The following is a 16,551-nucleotide window of genomic DNA, read 5'->3' as shown; positions in this document are numbered from 1 at the left end:
TAATAAAATTCAGTTAAGAGTGTTAAATTAGTTTTAGTGTGTTTTGACACTGCTGCTCAATAAGTTCTATGTTTTTAGTCAATTAAGGATATTTCTACCCTTCTGTTTTTCTGTCTTCCGGCTGCTGTTGCATTGGTTGCAACAGGTCTGGTTTCCCCAAAACCTTCTGATGAAAGTCTGCTTGCAGGTAAGCCCTGGCCTACTAAATAATCTTTTACAGAAGCTGCGCGCTCTTTAGAAAGATTCATGTTATAACTATCAGAACCCTGACTGTCGGTATGACCTTCAATAAGGAATTGGGTATTTGGATATTCTTTCATTGTTACTGCAACCGCATTTAAGGTTTCGTAAGATTCTTTACGTATTGTTGCTTTATCCAGATCAAAAAGTACTGTTCTTACCTGTACATTAATCTCTTCCAATACAGCTACAGTCACTTCAGGACATCCGTTATTTGCAACGGTACCTGGCACAGTAGGACACTCATCGTCTTTATCCAGTACACCATCATTATCCTGATCTTTATAAGGACATCCGTCATTTTCGGCAGGTCCTGACTCATTCGGACAATTATCTTCTGAGTCTTTTACTCCGTCGCCATCAGCGTCAGGGCATCCATTAAGAGCAGCTAATCCTGCTGTCTCAGGACACTCATCATTAGGATCGGCTATACCGTCACCGTCAGAATCTGGACATCCGTTAAATTCAGGTAACCCGGCAACTTCAGGACACGCATCTTCACTATCTTTAATTCCATCACCGTCAGTATCTGGACATCCATTAAATTCGGCAAGTCCCGGAGTATCAGGGCATTCATCATCTTTATCGAAGATGCCATCACCGTCACTATCAGTTCCGCCAAAGGCAAAACCAATACCTGCAGTGTGTTGCATATGCTTAACATATCTATCTTCAAATGCATGTTTGTAAGTAGAAGAGAGATTTAGATTTATAGACTCTCCTAACCAGATTTTTAAACCTACAGTACCATTAGCGGTACCAAAACTGGGTTGATCACCCACAAAGGTGTAACCACCACCAAGCCCTAAATAGGGATCAAACCATCCTCCTTCACCAAATAAAGCATCGCGGAAACTGTAAGTAAATATTCCGTCAATAGCATAGTAGGCCAAATCATCTGCAGGAGCATCGCCCAATTTGTCAATTTTATTTAAAGAACCTCTCACTCCCAAACTAAATCCACTACCTATATAGCGTCCTACGTATAAAGTAGACAAAGATGGAAGTATATTCCAGTGATCTTCAGCGTTGTACATTTCGTTAGGAAAGCCCCCGGTGAAAGGTCTGTTGTCTTCACCTACCGGATAGGTATCTACAGCGTTTACACCAATACTAATATACCAGGGATTGTTTTTGTCCTGAGCAAATGATTGATCTGAAATAAGGATAGTAGTACACAGTGCAATGAAAAGGAAAATTCTATTGATCATAATGGTGTAGTTGATTCGGGGTAAAAGTAGTTTGTTAAAAAAACACGGCAAAGCTGCTTTTGATAAAGTTTTATTAAACATTTACGGCAGCTTTCAGGCAATTTACACGGTTTTTAGGATAAAATAGAATCAATCAGATTATCGGGAATTCCACTTAAAATATTGATAACCAAATTTTTAAATAGAAATTTATTGATTTCAATTGCTGAAGATTATATCATTAAATACCCATTAACAGTCTGTTAAATTACTAATAGTTTGGCATCGTCATTGAGATAGTACAGGGCTTTTTCTACCACCTCATAACCCAGTTTTTCAAGACTTTTGGCATAAAAAGCGAGTTGTTGATGGTGTGTTTCTTCCGGTTTTCCTGTTTTATAGTCCAGCAAATAGATCTTATTATCCGATGTTACTTCAATACGATCGGGTCTGATGAGCTCCCTATTCAGCTGAATCGCTCTTTCGTTTAAAATGAGATGTTGGGTATTAAAGTAGCCTTTGGCTTGCAGGGTACTGATAAGCGTATCAAGCTGGTCTTTTAGTTCAGGTACAACCTCTGCGGGTAAAATTCCCTTAACCTGAGCCTTTTTTAAGGCGAGAGACACATCTTTCGGAAAATCAATTTGAGAAAGTAAATTATGAATGATATTACCGTAATCAATAGCTGCAGCACGCGGAGACTCCCTGATATCTAAATCCTGAATCACCATGGCTATACTGTGATCTTCCTTTGCCGAAGAAATCAACTTTAGTTCCTGAGCCCGACTTTTCTGCTCAATTCCATTTGAAATTCGTGCGGGACTGCCCAATGCCAGATGGTTCTTTTCAGAATCAAACGCAGTCTGAGCAGCTGCATAAGTATACAAAAGGTCTGCAAAGGTATTTGCCTGGCCCGGGTTTTTAGGCTGAGTACTTAGTATGTGTAATTGCTCGATACTTCGCGTAAGTGCAACGTATAATATATTTAAACTGTCTAACTGCTGTTCACTGCGCCTGCTTTCGTACAAACGGGCGGTTTGCTCATTAAAATCCTTTAGTTTGCTGTTTTGATTAATCAGCAACGCATCAAAGCCGTCAAATTCGTCTTTATGGGGCAGGTACCAGTTGTAATTATCGGAGTTATTGGGATACAGTTCTGTATCTGCAAAAGGGTAGATGACCACCGGAAATTCAAGTCCTTTTGATTTATGTATGGTCATAATCTGTACCGCTTCAGATTTTGAAGGGGTGCTGATGCTCAACCGTTCTTTTCTAAGTTCCCACCAGTGCAGAAATTCGGGAAGGCCACCTAAATGTTTTTGAGAAAAATCGAAAATAGCATCTAAAAAGAACTGAATGTAAGCTCCGCCGCGATTATTAAGGCCAAAGGACCTCACTATATATTCGGCTGATTCGTATAAGGGTAATGAACTGCAAAAGTTTAAATCAAAGCCCGAATCTTTGGGAAGAACAGCATCAAAAAGACCCTGACCACTAAATTCCAAATACTTGGAAAAGAAGCCGTGCGTATCGGTAAGATCATAATTATGCGCTGCTATATATTCTAAAAGTTTAATCGCAATGGCTTTAGACTGTGGCTCTACGACATAATGCAGCAAATCTGCCATAAAAACCACTTCGGGAGCCTGAGCAAGCAGCAGGCTTTCGCTTGAAATCACCGCGATGTTTTCTTCCTGAAGTTTTTGAGCAATTTCAATTCCCTCACTATTCCGTCTAACCAGAATACACAAATCCCGAAGTTTAAATCCATTTTCGGTACAGGAGCGGATGGTTTTTACTACCTCTTCCAGATAACGTGGAGTGGTGTCGGCTTTTACACCAATCTCTACAAATGTAAGAGTAACATATCCTCCTGAGCTTGAATTGAGCTCCTGGGCGTTTCCGGTTTTGTAGATCGCATTGTAATCCGGGTTTTCAAAAACACCGGCGATCTCTGTGAAAAATGCATTATTGAATGTGATGATTTCAGAATAACTCCTGTAATTACGCGGTAGATTGTACACGTTTTTGTTTTCATTCTGAAAAGGATTCGCTCCGCCGGCCAGTGCAATAAACTGGTCGGCGTCACCACCACGCCAGCGGTAAATGGCTTGTTTGGGATCGCCTACAAGCATCAGACTGTTCAAATTTTCTTCCTGAGTATAGGTACTTATAGCATTGTCAATAAGCGGAATTAAATTTTGCCATTGCAGGCGAGAGGTGTCCTGAAACTCGTCAATAAAATAATTCTCGTAACGCTCGCCCAAACGTTCATAGATAAAAGGAGTAGGCTGATTGATGATCTGGCTGTTTATAAGTTGATTGAAATCTGAAATCAGCACGAGATTATTTTCTTCCTTTATTTGCTGAACTTCTTTGTTTATAGCCTGCAGAACCGAAAGTTGGGTGATTTTCTTATAAATTTCGGTATTTAGGCCATACTCCAGAATGTAGGATTTGATGGTGTTAAAACGCGAAGCGATTTCACTGCTTATTCCATCTAAAATAGCTTTGATGGGTTCTTTCTGAGTTTTAGTATACAAAGGTTCATTCCCTAAATTCTGCACCCAATTGGTATTTAGATTTATGGATAGATCCCCTGAAGCCAGTTTGTGTAAAGCATTAGGCAGGGATTTTCGGGTAAAATGTGCATCTTCCAGACCTTCCCCTGAGAAAAAATCAAGCATTGCCTGCGCAGAGCTGCTTATTTTTTCTTCCAGGCCTTTTAGTTTTTTGTGAATGCTTTTCTTTAATGCCGTAAAATCTTCCAGACTTTTAGACTCCAACAGTTTTAGATAATTGAGGTCGTTTTCACGAAGCAGTAATTTGCTGATTTCATAGAAGTCCCGGGTGATGTCCCAGCTTTTATCATCATCGGTTTTTTCAAGAGCATAATCGATAAGGATAGCAGTGATCTGGGCGTCACTACCCGTTTTATCGATAAGCCGGTCTACAGCCTGCTCAAGCACCTCTTGTGTATTGAGTTCGACTTCAAAGTTTTGAGGAATTTTTAAATCGTAAGCAAAGGTTCTGATGATGCGATGGGTAAAGGTATCTATGGTTACCACGTCAAAAGAGGCAAAATCCTGAATGATATTTTTTAGCAGGCGTTTGGCTTTCTGTTGAATAACCTGACGCTCCAGGCCGGTTTCTTCTTCGACAGCCAGCAAAAGTGGAGTAGGACTTTCAAGAATCGAATCTTCACTAAATTCCTGAAGGCTTTCTACTATACGGGTCTTCATTTCGGCCACCGCCTTATTTGTAAACGTAATGGCCAAAATACGCCGGTACTTAAACTCATTAGAGCTTTTAAACAGAATCACCAGATAATTCTTAACGAGTGTAAATGTTTTTCCGGCACCTGCCGAAGCATTGTAGATTAAAAAGGCTGCTTCATTTTCCATAGGATGAAGATACTAATTCTGGCAGGCAAAGCAACTCAAATAAACGTTATAGCCTATAATCGTCTAAACCTTAAGAGTATTATAACATCGTGAACTTTCGATACCCTGCTGTTATTGTTATCTTTGATGAAGAACTTTATATTAACGAAAAAATCACAGATATGTCATTTCAACTTCCGAAATTAAAATATGCCAAAGATGCATTAGAGCCTCATATTGATGCTCAAACCATGGAAATTCACCACGATAAACACCACGCCGGGTATACCAGCAAACTTAATGCTGCTATTGAAGGTACAGATCTAGAGGGCAAAACCATTGAGAACATCCTGATCAATCTGGATATGTCTAACAGCGCAGTACGTAACAATGGTGGTGGTTTTTACAATCACAGCCTATTTTGGGAAGTAATGTCTCCTGATGGAGGAGGAGAGCCAAGTGGCGAACTTGCAGAGGCGATTAATTCGGCTTTTGGTTCATTTGAATCTTTCAAGGACAAATTCGCAAATGCAGCCGGTGGACAATTCGGCTCAGGATGGGCATGGTTGTGTGTTCATGAAGGAGGAAAAGTAGAAGTATGTTCTACCCCAAACCAGGATAACCCACTTATGCCGGGTGTAGGTTGTGGAGGAACTCCAATTCTTGGACTTGATGTCTGGGAACACGCATACTATTTAAAATACCAAAACAAGCGTCCGGAATATATCGATGCGTTTTTTAATGTAATCAACTGGAAAGAAGTTTCTAGTCGTTATGCACAAAATAAATAATCAGAACTAACTGATTTTAAAACCCGGTTTAATGACCGGGTTTTTTTATGTCAAATTTTAAGGGTAGTTTATTCTAAATGGGGCGTGCCCTTTCAGGTCGGGCCTGCCTGCCGGTAAAGGCAGGCTATGCGCTGCAATTCCTCGCCCCTCAAAAGGGCTGCGGGATTTCCGCTACTATCCCTCACGCATTTTTAAAATCGGGAATCAACCTCTAAAAGTTGAAAGAAATCAGCAATTAGGAAACAGCTCGCTTTTATAATGAGTAGCCGTTTTGATTCGTATTTGGATAGAGATTAAGGAAGCTTATTAAAATTTCGTTTTGCTCGCCACCCCGATTTGGTGCAACTAAAAAAGTTGGAAAATTACAGGATTGGGAAACGGCTCGCTGCCTTGTGTTGGTGCTTTTGGTTTTCAGGAGCTTTCTTAGGGGCATTTCGATCCTAAATACAGTCGTGGTAAGCTCGCCACCCCGATTTGGTACAACTAAAAAAGGTGGAAAATTACAGGAGTGGGAAACGGCTCGCTGCCTTGTGTTGGTGCTTTTAGTTTTCAGGAGGTTTCTTAGGGGCATTTCAATCCTAAATACAATCGTGGTAAGCTCGCCACCCCGATTTGGTGCAACTAATAAATTTGGAAGAATACAAGAGTGGGAAACGGCTCGCTTTTATAATGAGTAGCCGTTTTGATTCTTATTTGGATAGAGATTAAAGGGGCTTATTAAAATTTCGTTTTGCTCGCCACCCCGATTTGGTGCAAATAAAAAAGGTGGAATGAATCCACCTTTTTTGCCCCAAATCTACCATGAACTTAACCTACTTATGTTATGGCAGATACTAAAGTATTACAATGATGGTCTAGCTACCAAAACTTTTAGACCAAATGCGTTATTATCAGTTGAAGAGTGTTTTTAATACGCTCTTTTTAAATTTCCTTCTACATAATTGATAAAAGCACGGTTTACCACACGATTACCACCAACGGTAGGGTAATTACCTGTGAAGTACCAGTCTCCCAGATTTTTAGGACACGCCTTGTGTAAATTGTCAACTTTTTGATAAATAACACTTACCTCTGGTTTTATAGTTTCGTCTTTCAGTAACTGAGCAATCTTTTCAGAGATTTGTTCGTCTGTAAAGGGCTCATACACTTCTTTTACATAATTGATTACTTCTTTATCTTCAAAGTCAACCTGACTCAGGCATTTTTGATAAACATCATCAATAATGTGTTCCTTACCATGTTCTTTAAGTAAGTCTACAGCTGCTCTAAAGGCAATAAAGTCCTGTAGTTTGGCCATATCGATTCCGTAGCAATCCGGGTAACGTATTTGCGGAGCAGAAGAGACCACCACAATCTTCTTGGGATTGAGTCGTGAAAGCATTTTGATAATGCTCTTCTTTAAGGTCGTTCCGCGTACAATACTGTCGTCTATGATAACCAGATTATCAGTTTCTTTAACCACACCATAAGTCACGTCATACACGTGGGCAACCAGATCGTCCCGGCTGCTGTCTTCGGTAATAAAGGTGCGCAGTTTTACATCTTTAATCGCAATTTTCTCGGTGCGTAATTTTTTAGACAGAATTTCTTCGAGTCCGGCTTTGTCGAGTTCGTTTCTGCGCGCCAAAATCTCGTCTGCCTTTTGTTTATCGAGCTCTGCCTGTGCAGCCTCAACCATACCGTAAAACGAAGTTTCGGCGGTGTTAGGAATATAACTGAATACGGTGTTTTGCGTATCGTGATCAATGTGCTTCAGCACTTCGGGCATGAGTAAACGTCCCAGTTCCTTTCGTTCCTGATAAATCTCAGCATCGCTTCCTCTCGAAAAATAGATGCGCTCAAAAGAGCAGGCTTTGCGTTCGTGGGGTTCCTGAATTTTTTCGATAGATGTAGAACCACTTTTTTTAATGATCATCGCGTGACCGGGGTCAAGCTCGTGCACGTCTTCAAATTTAGCATTGAAAACCGTTTGAATAACGGGTCGCTCACTCGCGATCACCACCACTTCGTCATCCTTATAATAATATGCGGGGCGTATCCCTGAAGGATCGCGCAATACAAATGAATCACCGTGTCCCAGAAGACCGGCCATAGCGTAACCCCCATCCCAGTCTCTTGATGCTTTTTTCAGAATTTTGGCCACATTAAGACGCTCTGCGATTTGTGGTGAGGCTTCAAATTTGGAATAACCTTCCTTTTTGAGCTTTTTGTAAACTTTTGCAACCGCATCATCCAGAAAGTGACCTATTTTTTCCATCACGGTGATGGTATCTGCCTTTTCTTTAGGATGCTGACCCAGCTCGACCAGCTTATTAAAAAGCTGAAAAACATTGGTCATATTAAAGTTACCGGCAACGATAAGGTTGCGGTGCATCCAGTTGTTTTGTCTTAAAAACGGGTGAACACTCTCAACACTGTTTTTACCGAAAGTACCATAGCGTACGTGACCCAATAGCAACTCGCCAATGTAGGGTACGTGTTTTTTCTGCAGCGCTACATCGTCTGCATATTCGGGATTTTCGCGCATTACCTCATTGATACGGGTGTTTATCTGAGCGAAAATATCCTGTATGGGCTGCTGGGCGACAGAACGTTGTCTGCTTATGTATCGCTCACCCGGAGCCATATTGAGCTTTATGCTGGCAAAGCCCGCACCGTCCTGACCGCGGTTGTGCTGCTTTTCCATCATCAGGTACATTTTATTTACTCCATAAAATGCGGTCCCGTATTTTTCCTTGTAATATTCGAGGGGTTTTAGGAGGCGTATTAATGAAATTCCGCATTCGTGCTTAATGGCATCACTCATAGCTTGTTGTAATGTTTGCGCCCCCTTCAGTTAAGAAGAGGGCGCGGGTTTTTATAGGTCTAAATTAAATTGCGTTAAGGCTTTAAATTTTTGCAGGCGTGTCTCGATTTCTTCGGGCCTAAGCTGCTGCATACGTTCTGTGCCAAACTTCTCTACACAGAACGAAGCCAGATTGGAGCCGTGAATGATCGCACGCTTCATATTTTCAAAAGAATAATCCCCGGTACTGGCTAAATAGCCTGCAAAGCCACCTGCAAAGGTGTCGCCTGCTCCGGTAGGGTCAAAAACTTCCTCCAGGGGAAGAGCGGGTGCAAAGAAGATTTTTTCGCCTTCAAATAACAAAGCGCCGTGCTCTCCTTTTTTAATCACCACATAGCGCGGGCCCATTGCCGAAATCTTTTGCGCAGCAACAACCAGAGAATATTCCCCGCTCAATTGACGGGCTTCTTCATCATTTATGGTAATCACATCTACGCGTGCAATTACTTTTTTAAGATCTTCCAGAGCACTATCCATCCAGAAATTCATGGTGTCCAGAATGGCAAGCCTGGGCTTTTGGTTCATTTGTTCTAAAACCGAAAGCTGAACCAGCGGGTGCAAATTACCCAATACCACCACTTCAGCATCGCGGTAGGCTTCGGGCACCACGGGATTAAAATCTGCAAGCGTATTAAGTTCGGTAATTAAGGTATCTCGTGAATTGAGGTCATTGTGATAGCGGCCTTTCCAGAAAAAGGTCTTTCCGTCTTTAACCACTTCAAGCCCTTCCATATTGATGCCTCTGTTTTTTAAGAGGTCGATATATTCCTGCGGAAAATCAGAACCAACAACAGACACAATAGCCTGGTCGACTTCAAAATTTGAGGCAGCCAGACCAATAAAGGTACCCGCACCACCCAGAATTTTTCCGGTTTTTCCAAAAGGGGATTCGATCTCATCAAAGGCACAGGTGCCTACAATTACCATTTTTTGCATTAAAAAATTTTTTGCAAATATACAGTTTTGCTTGCGCTTTCGTAAACAATGGTCGGTAGATAGACGTTAAACTTACCTCAAGGCCTGTTCAATAACTTGATACGTTGTAAAACAACAGGTTTGCCGGGTTTTGAAGGCTCAAAAAGATCCTGTGAGCAGGTTATTTACGACCAAAGTCTGCCGGAATTTCACCCCAGGCTTTAGTTTCCCATTTTACAATTACCGTTTTATAGGTGTTGTTCTGAAGCCAGAGCTCTGCACGGCGTACCAAATCGTAAACGTCTTTGTTTTTAGAATTTTCGGTGAGCTTGGTATTGCACTTCTTCTTTTTTACCCAGCCTATAGCAATGCGGGAATCAGAATAAATAATACGGTCACTGTTTTTTTTCTTGAGATAGGCAAGCCCGTGTACCAGTGCCAAAAACTCACCTATATTATTAGTGCCCTGCATAAATGGCCCCTGATGAAAAAGCTGTTTTCCCGTTTGCGTATCAACCCCTCGGTATTCCATTTTGCCGGGATTGCCCGAGCTGGCCGCGTCTACAGCGATAGAATACAAATTAGGTTCTCCATATTTTTCCTTTTCGGCAGCGGAAAGTACTTTCTTGGATTTCGAACTTCCTTTTACGTCATTATAATCTTTGTTATAGGCTGCTTTGGCCTCCGGAAAACTGGGAAATGATTTGTACTGAGCTCCGGCATACCCGTCTATCATAGCCTTGCAATCTTTCCATGTGGTATAAATGCCGGGCTTTTTGCCCTGCCAAACAACGTAAAACTTTTCTTTCTTACTCATTAAAAAGCTCCTTTTTCATTTCCGCGAAGGCGGAAATCTTTTAATTTAATCTCAGCTGTTTTTTGAACTTTTCTTCCGCCCACTTCGATTCCTCAGCACAGGCTTCGGTGGAAATACCATCACTTAAATCTGCTTTTTTGATGCTTTCTACTTTCCCGCAAAGCGAAAAGCTCAAAATGTGCTGCTTTACTTTTTATTCAAAAACGTTTCGATCACCTGCGGAAAATGCTCGTATTCCAATTCATGAATCTTCGCAGCAAGGCTTTCGGGGGTTTCGTTTGGTGTAAGTTGTGTTTTAGCCTGAAACAGGATGCTGCCTTTGTCGTATTCTTCGGTGACCTCGTGTATGGTGATGCCAGATTCTTTTTCGCCTGCGGCAACAACGGCCTCGTGAACGTGTGAGCCATACATGCCTTTACCACCATACGCCGGAAGCAGCGCAGGATGAATATTTAGAATTTTCCCGGAGAATGTTGCGATGATTTTTTTGGGCATCAGCCATAAAAAGCCCGCTAAAACGATAAGATCGGGTCTGTTTTGTTCAAGCAAGTTTAAAACCTGGTCACTTTCGTAGAAAGCCGTGCGATTAAAACTAAAGGCACTTACCTTGAGTTTGCCGGCACGTTGAAGCACCTGCGCTGTGGGTTTATTACTAAGCACCAAAACGACCTGCGCATCGTCGCGATCATTAAAGTATTCTATGATACGCTGGGCATTGGTCCCGCTTCCTGAGGCAAAAATTACTATATGTTTCATTAAAAATAGAATGTTGTAAGGCTGCAAAACAACGCATTATTATTTGTTTAAATAAGCGCTTTAAGCCTGTTCTTAAAAACTAAATACTTAAATTAACGTCACATTTTAGACTGGTAATGTGGTAAAACCGTAAAGTTTGCTATTTTTGCCTCCTAATTAAAATTTAAAATTAAATATTATGTCAGACATTGCATCAAGAGTAAAAGCTATCATCGTAGATAAATTAGGCGTTGATGAGAACGAGGTTGTAGCTGAAGCAAGCTTCACTAATGACCTGGGAGCAGACTCATTAGATACAGTTGAGCTAATTATGGAGTTTGAAAAAGAATTTGACATTCAGATTCCAGACGACCAGGCAGAAAATATAGCTACTGTAGGTCAAGCTATTTCCTATATAGAAGAAGCAAAGTAAGAAGAAAGCAAATTACCTTATGGAGTTAAAGCGAGTCGTTGTAACAGGTCTTGGTGCGCTTACCCCGATCGGAAACAATATTGAAGAATATTGGGAAGGATTGAGTACGGGTAAGAGTGGCTGTGCCCCTATCACGTATTTTGATACAGAGAAGTTTAAAACAAAATTCGCTTGTGAGCTCAAAAATTTCAACGCGTTAGATTTTTTTGACCGAAAAGAAGCCCGAAAATTAGATCGTTTTGCACAGTATGCACTGGTATCTTCTGATCAGGCCATTCTTGACGCCGGAATTAATCTGGAAGAGGTTGATAAATTTAGGGTAGGTGTAATCTGGGGAGCAGGAATAGGTGGCCTGGAAACCTTTCAGGATGAAGTGATCAACTTCGCTGAAGGTGACGGCACTCCGCGTTTCAATCCGTTTTTTATACCTAAAATGATTGCAGATATCGCCCCGGGTAATATCTCAATCAAGCACGGTTTTATGGGGCCCAACTATACCACGGTTTCAGCATGTGCTTCTTCAGCCAATGCAATGATTGATGCGTTTAACTACATTCGTTTGGGGCATTGCGATATCATTGTTACCGGTGGTAGCGAAGCGGCAGTAACCAAAGCGGGTATGGGTGGTTTTAATGCGATGCACGCCCTTTCCACCCGCAACGATAGTCCGGAAACTGCTTCAAGACCTTTTGATGCAACCCGCGACGGATTTGTTTTGGGCGAAGGTGCGGGAGCCCTTATTCTTGAAGAATACGAGCATGCAAAAGCACGAGGCGCAAAAATCTATGCAGAAGTTGTAGGTGGCGGAATGTCTAGCGACGCGTATCATATGACTGCACCACATCCTGATGGTATAGGTGTAGAACGCGTGATGCTTAACTGTCTGCGCGATGCCAACATAAAACCGGAAGAAGTAGACGCGATCAATACGCACGGTACTTCAACTCCCTTAGGAGACGTTGCAGAACTAAAAGCGATTACCAAAGTTTTTGGTGATCATGCAAAAGATATCAATATCAATTCAACCAAGTCAATGACCGGTCATTTACTGGGAGCTGCAGGAGCCATTGAAGCTATCGCCTCTATTCTGGCGATGCAACACAGTCTGGTTCCTCCAACAATAAATCATACTACGGTTGATGAGAATATTGATAGTTCGCTCAATTTAACCCTTAACAAAGCGCAAAAGCGTGAAGTTAATGTAGCGATGAGCAACACTTTTGGTTTTGGAGGTCATAATGCTTGTATCTTATTTAAAAAGTTAAGCGATTAATCCACCTATGGGTGTTATTCGCAACATATTTACTTCCCGTTCTGAAAAGGACGGGAATTTTTTTGGGGTAATCCAAAAGATCACGGGTTTTAAGCCTAAAAACTTAAAATGCTACGAGGAAGCCTTTACCCATCGCTCACTGGGGTTGCAAAATAAAAAGGGACATCCCTTTAATTATGAGCGCCTGGAGTTTCTGGGGGATGCGATGCTGGGTGCCGTTATTGCCGCTTATCTTTTTGACGAGGTAGGCCGTGGTGATGAGGGCTATTTAACTAAAATGCGTTCTAAGGTGGTTAGTCGTGAGCATCTTAATGAACTGGGGCGTGACCTGGGTTTACTCAATCTCATTCGGGCGGCTATACCTAAAGAGAATTTTGGAGTCAATATACACGGCAATCTGTTTGAAGCACTGGTGGGTGCCATTTATATGGATCGCGGCTATAAATATGCCCGAAAATTTATAAATAAGCGCGTCATTGACCCTTACGTGGATATTGAGAAACTTGAAGGACGCGTTATAAGCTATAAAAGCCTGTTGATTGAATGGTGCCAGAAAGAAAAGAAAACTTTCAATTTCAATACCTATGAAGACTCCGGGCAGGATGTGATTCGTCACTTTTCGGTGAAATTGAGTATCGACGGCAAGCAGGTGGCCAAGGCACGGGCAACTTCAAAGAAAAAAGCAGAAGAGAAGGCCGCAAAAAGGGCGTATTACGTGTTTCAGAGCAAAATAGATTTGCAACAGTTTAATTAAATTCCTTTATTAAGAAGGTTTACAGTTTCATAAAGCAAAAGTGCGCTAATTAAAAAACAGTTGACTTATCTTTAACCTCAGATATGGGATCTTATAAACTCTTGCTGGACGAGGCTTTTGATTTTGACTTTAATCTGATCGCCATACATTGTTCTTTAGAACAGTACAGATTGGCCTTTTTAATCAATAAATACGCAGGATTGCGCCTGTCAAGTTCAGAGGATGTACATTTTTATGCAAAGCAACTGAAGTACAGTTTTGGCACGATGCGGTATGAAGATTCTAAAAATTATCTTAATTATACCTTGATCTCAAATCATTTTAAATTAAGATATTCGCAGGTGCTTACAGCTAACGCACTTTTTGCAGAATCAGAACACTTCAAGACCTTTAATTTGGTTCCTGAAGTAAAAAATGCCGATTACCTGCTTAAAGTTGAGAGCGATGAAGATAACGCTCCCTGTACCAAACTTTTGGGGCAATTAAACCGAATTCCCCATATAATATCCGCTTACCAGATAGACGTAAGCGCTTTAAAATCGAAACAGAATTTAATTTTTGAATAATGTCAGACACAAAAAAGACTAAAATTGTTGCCACATTGGGCCCTGCCACGAGTAAACGGGAAGTTTTACACGATATGATAAAAGCAGGGGTAGATGTTTTTCGTATCAACTTTTCTCACGCAGATTACGATGCTGTAAAAGAGCGTATCCAGATGATCAGAAGCCTGAGTGAAGAGTTTGGCTACAACACGGCAATTCTTGCAGACTTACAGGGGCCAAAACTTCGGGTTGGTGTGATGAAAGACGAAGTGGTAGTGGAGCCCGGTGATAAGATAGTTTTCTCTACAAAAGAAGAATTTGAAGGCACCAAAGAGCGTGTCTATATGAACTACGAGCACTTTCCAAGAGATGTAAATAAAGGTGAGCGCATCCTGCTTGATGACGGAAAACTTATTTTTGAGGTATTAAATACCGATAAGGAAAGCGAGGTAGAAACCGTAGTTATTCAGGGAGGACCGCTTAAATCGAGAAAAGGGGTAAACCTGCCTAATACCAATATTTCGCTTCCGGCATTGACCGAAAAAGATATTGAAGACGCAATCTTCGCCATCAGCCAAAAAGTAGATTGGATCGCGTTATCTTTTGTAAGACACGAGGGTGATTTGATTCAGCTTCAGGATCTGATCAAAGAACATTCAGAACACAAAATCCCTATTATTTCTAAAATCGAAAAGCCCGAAGCCGTTAGAAATATCGAGAAAATCGTTGCCTATAGTGATGGTTTGATGGTTGCTCGTGGTGATTTAGGAGTTGAAATTCCTGCAGAAGAAGTACCTCTTATTCAAAAAGAATTGGTGCTTTCGGCTAAAAAAGCCCGAATCCCGGTTATCATCGCCACACAGATGATGGAAACAATGATAGACAGTCTTACCCCAACCCGTGCAGAGGTAAACGACGTTGCCAACTCGGTAATGGATGGTGCTGATGCTGTGATGTTGAGCGGGGAGACTTCGGTAGGTAAATACCCGGTACAGGTAATAGAGCGTATGGCTTCTATCTGTAGAAAGGTTGAAGATTCTAAGCTTATCAAAGTACCACATACACCACCACACATTCGCACGCGTCGCTATATTACCAAAGCGATTTGCTATCACGCGGCTCTTATGGCCAACGAGATTGACGCTAAGGCGATCACAACGCTTACCAATTCAGGTTATACCGCATTTCAGATTTCGGCCTGGAGACCCAATTCACACATTCTGGTATTTACATCAAACCGGGTTATCCTAAGTCAGTTGAATTTATTGTGGGGTGTTAAGGCATTTTTCTACGATAAATTTGTTTCAACAGATGAGACGGTGCGAGACATTAACCGGATTGCCCGGGACAGTGGTTTCCTAAATATCGGCGATATGGTAATAAGCCTGGCGGCTATGCCTATCAGCGAAAAAGGTATGGTAAACACCCTTCGCGTACGTGAAATACAGGGTAGTTAAGCTATAACTTCTAGAATAGAAAGAAGGGTCATTCATGTAACTGAATGACCTTTTTTATTAAAAGGCAAATTTAAGTTGTACCGCGATTTCGCGTTCTTTCGGCTCCTCCTGTTTTCGATCTTCGGTATTGAGGTTAGCCAGCGTAATCCCCAGCAGGCGTACGCTGTTTTCCATTTTTTCCTGAAAGAGAAGCTCTTTGGCAGTTTCTAATATCACATCTTTTGAGCGTACAAAATAGGGCAGGGTTTTGCTTCGGGTTTTAAGGGTAAAATCGCTGTATTTGATTTTTAAGGTGATCGTCTTACCCGCCACGTCAGATTTCTTCAGCCTGCGTTCTATCTCTTCTGCAATGCTGTTGAGCCTTTCGAGCATAAATATTTCTGACGAAATATTCTCGCTGAAGGTACGCTCGGCACCCAGCGATTTACGTATACGATCTGGCTTAACCTGGCTATGGTGAATACCGCGTACCACATTGTAGTAATGGTTTCCGCTCTTACCAAAGTGTTCCGTAAGATAATCGGGCGATTTTTGCTTGAGATCAGCTCCGGTAAAAATGCCCAGCTGGTACATCTTCTCTGCGGTGACCTTGCCTACCCCGTAAAATTTTCGAATATCAAGAGCTTCCAGAAATGAAATCACCTCTTCCGGCGGAATGGTTTTTTGTCCGTTGGGTTTATTGATATCGCTGGCCACTTTAGCGATAAACTTATTGATTGAGATACCTGCCGAGGCATTTAAGCCTGTTTTCTCCTTGATTTTAGCCCTGATTTCGCGGGCGATCTTCGTCGCGCTGGGGTTTCCCTTCTTGTTTTCGGTAACATCCAGATAGGCCTCATCTAAAGAGAGGGGTTCAACCAGATCTGTGTATTCATAAAAAATCTCCCGTATTTGCGCGCTTATTTCGCGATAGCGGTCAAAACGGGTTTTTACAAAAATGAGGTCAGGACATAATCTGCGCGCGAGACCTCCCGCCATAGCGCTGCGTACGCCAAACTTTCGCGCTTCATAACTGGCTGCGCTTACCACGCCACGCTCTGAACCACCACCTACAGCCACAGGCTTGCCGCGCAACTCGGGGTTGTCCAGCTGCTCTACAGAGGCGTAAAACGCGTCCATATCAACGTGTATGATTTTTCGGTCTGTGGGGAATTCTTCCATCGCGCTACAAAA

The 16,551-nt window shown here is 41.8% G+C and carries 14 protein-coding genes; 6 read left to right on the top strand and 8 right to left on the bottom strand.

Going from position 1 to position 16,551, the window contains the following annotated elements; genetic code table 11:
• Nucleotides 1-74: 74 nt before the first annotated feature.
• Both ACSSS3_RS07240 and ACSSS3_RS07235 read right to left on the bottom strand, forming a co-directional pair.
• The gene (locus ACSSS3_RS07240; protein ID WP_442847011.1) at nucleotides 75-1,451 is read right to left on the bottom strand and encodes an OmpA family protein; all 1,377 of its coding nucleotides are present in this window, start codon (nucleotides 1,449-1,451) and stop codon (nucleotides 75-77) included.
• A gap of 242 nt (nucleotides 1,452-1,693) precedes the next feature.
• Complete coding sequence (locus ACSSS3_RS07235; protein WP_442847010.1) at nucleotides 1,694-4,834, bottom strand: UvrD-helicase domain-containing protein; 3,141 nt, start codon at nucleotides 4,832-4,834, stop codon at nucleotides 1,694-1,696.
• Nucleotides 4,835-4,995: 161 nt separating this feature from the next.
• On the opposite strand from ACSSS3_RS07235, the gene ACSSS3_RS07230 reads away from it, so the two are divergent.
• Nucleotides 4,996-5,604 (top strand): superoxide dismutase, encoded by a 609-nt coding sequence (locus ACSSS3_RS07230; protein ID WP_442847009.1) that lies wholly within the window; start codon nucleotides 4,996-4,998, stop codon nucleotides 5,602-5,604.
• Nucleotides 5,605-6,511: 907 nt separating this feature from the next.
• Here the strand turns inward: ACSSS3_RS07230 and ACSSS3_RS07225 are convergent.
• The 5 genes from ACSSS3_RS07225 to purN all read right to left on the bottom strand — a co-directional run bounded on the left by ACSSS3_RS07225 (nucleotide 6,512) and on the right by purN (nucleotide 10,937).
• Complete coding sequence (locus tag ACSSS3_RS07225) at nucleotides 6,512-8,410, bottom strand: amidophosphoribosyltransferase (RefSeq protein ID WP_228228973.1); 1,899 nt, start codon at nucleotides 8,408-8,410, stop codon at nucleotides 6,512-6,514.
• Between the two features lie 51 nt (nucleotides 8,411-8,461).
• Complete coding sequence (locus ACSSS3_RS07220; RefSeq protein WP_228228972.1) at nucleotides 8,462-9,385, bottom strand: PfkB family carbohydrate kinase; 924 nt, start codon at nucleotides 9,383-9,385, stop codon at nucleotides 8,462-8,464.
• A gap of 160 nt (nucleotides 9,386-9,545) precedes the next feature.
• The gene (locus ACSSS3_RS07215; RefSeq protein WP_442847008.1) at nucleotides 9,546-10,181 is read right to left on the bottom strand and encodes a ribonuclease H1 domain-containing protein; all 636 of its coding nucleotides are present in this window, start codon (nucleotides 10,179-10,181) and stop codon (nucleotides 9,546-9,548) included.
• 40 nt (nucleotides 10,182-10,221) lie between these two features.
• Nucleotides 10,222-10,356 (bottom strand): hypothetical protein, encoded by a 135-nt coding sequence (locus ACSSS3_RS07210; RefSeq protein WP_442847007.1) that lies wholly within the window; start codon nucleotides 10,354-10,356, stop codon nucleotides 10,222-10,224.
• 11 nt (nucleotides 10,357-10,367) lie between these two features.
• Nucleotides 10,368-10,937 carry a phosphoribosylglycinamide formyltransferase gene (gene purN / locus ACSSS3_RS07205; RefSeq protein ID WP_228228970.1) on the bottom strand — a complete coding sequence of 190 codons (570 nt, stop codon included), beginning with the start codon at nucleotides 10,935-10,937 and terminating at the stop codon, nucleotides 10,368-10,370.
• A gap of 178 nt (nucleotides 10,938-11,115) precedes the next feature.
• On the opposite strand from purN, the gene ACSSS3_RS07200 reads away from it, so the two are divergent.
• From ACSSS3_RS07200 to pyk, 5 genes are all read left to right on the top strand, one after another.
• A complete protein-coding gene (locus ACSSS3_RS07200; protein WP_009778413.1) occupies nucleotides 11,116-11,349 on the top strand; it encodes an acyl carrier protein in 234 nt (77 codons plus the stop codon).
• 19 nt (nucleotides 11,350-11,368) lie between these two features.
• Nucleotides 11,369-12,622: a beta-ketoacyl-ACP synthase II gene (gene fabF / locus ACSSS3_RS07195; protein WP_442847006.1), complete on the top strand. Its 1,254-nt coding sequence runs from the start codon at nucleotides 11,369-11,371 to the stop codon at nucleotides 12,620-12,622.
• A gap of 7 nt (nucleotides 12,623-12,629) precedes the next feature.
• The gene (gene rnc, locus ACSSS3_RS07190) at nucleotides 12,630-13,376 is read left to right on the top strand and encodes a ribonuclease III (RefSeq protein WP_442847005.1); all 747 of its coding nucleotides are present in this window, start codon (nucleotides 12,630-12,632) and stop codon (nucleotides 13,374-13,376) included.
• Nucleotides 13,377-13,459: 83 nt separating this feature from the next.
• A complete protein-coding gene (locus ACSSS3_RS07185) occupies nucleotides 13,460-13,942 on the top strand; it encodes an IPExxxVDY family protein (protein WP_442847004.1) in 483 nt (160 codons plus the stop codon).
• Nucleotides 13,942-15,378, top strand: coding sequence for a pyruvate kinase (pyk, locus tag ACSSS3_RS07180; protein WP_442847003.1), 1,437 nt, complete (start codon nucleotides 13,942-13,944; stop codon nucleotides 15,376-15,378). The genes ACSSS3_RS07185 and pyk overlap by 1 nt, the downstream gene beginning before the upstream one ends.
• Before the next feature lie 57 nt (nucleotides 15,379-15,435).
• Here the strand turns inward: pyk and dinB are convergent, their stop codons facing one another.
• On the bottom strand, nucleotides 15,436-16,539 hold the full coding sequence (dinB, locus tag ACSSS3_RS07175; RefSeq protein ID WP_442847002.1) for a DNA polymerase IV: 1,104 nt from the start codon (nucleotides 16,537-16,539) through the stop codon (nucleotides 15,436-15,438).
• Nucleotides 16,540-16,551 lie beyond the last annotated feature (12 nt).

Source organism: Leeuwenhoekiella sp. H156 (genome assembly GCF_052218455.1).
Classification (GTDB): domain Bacteria; phylum Bacteroidota; class Bacteroidia; order Flavobacteriales; family Flavobacteriaceae; genus Leeuwenhoekiella; species Leeuwenhoekiella parthenopeia.
Note: the sequence above shows the minus strand (reverse complement) of the source record. Positions and strands in the feature narration are given on the sequence as shown.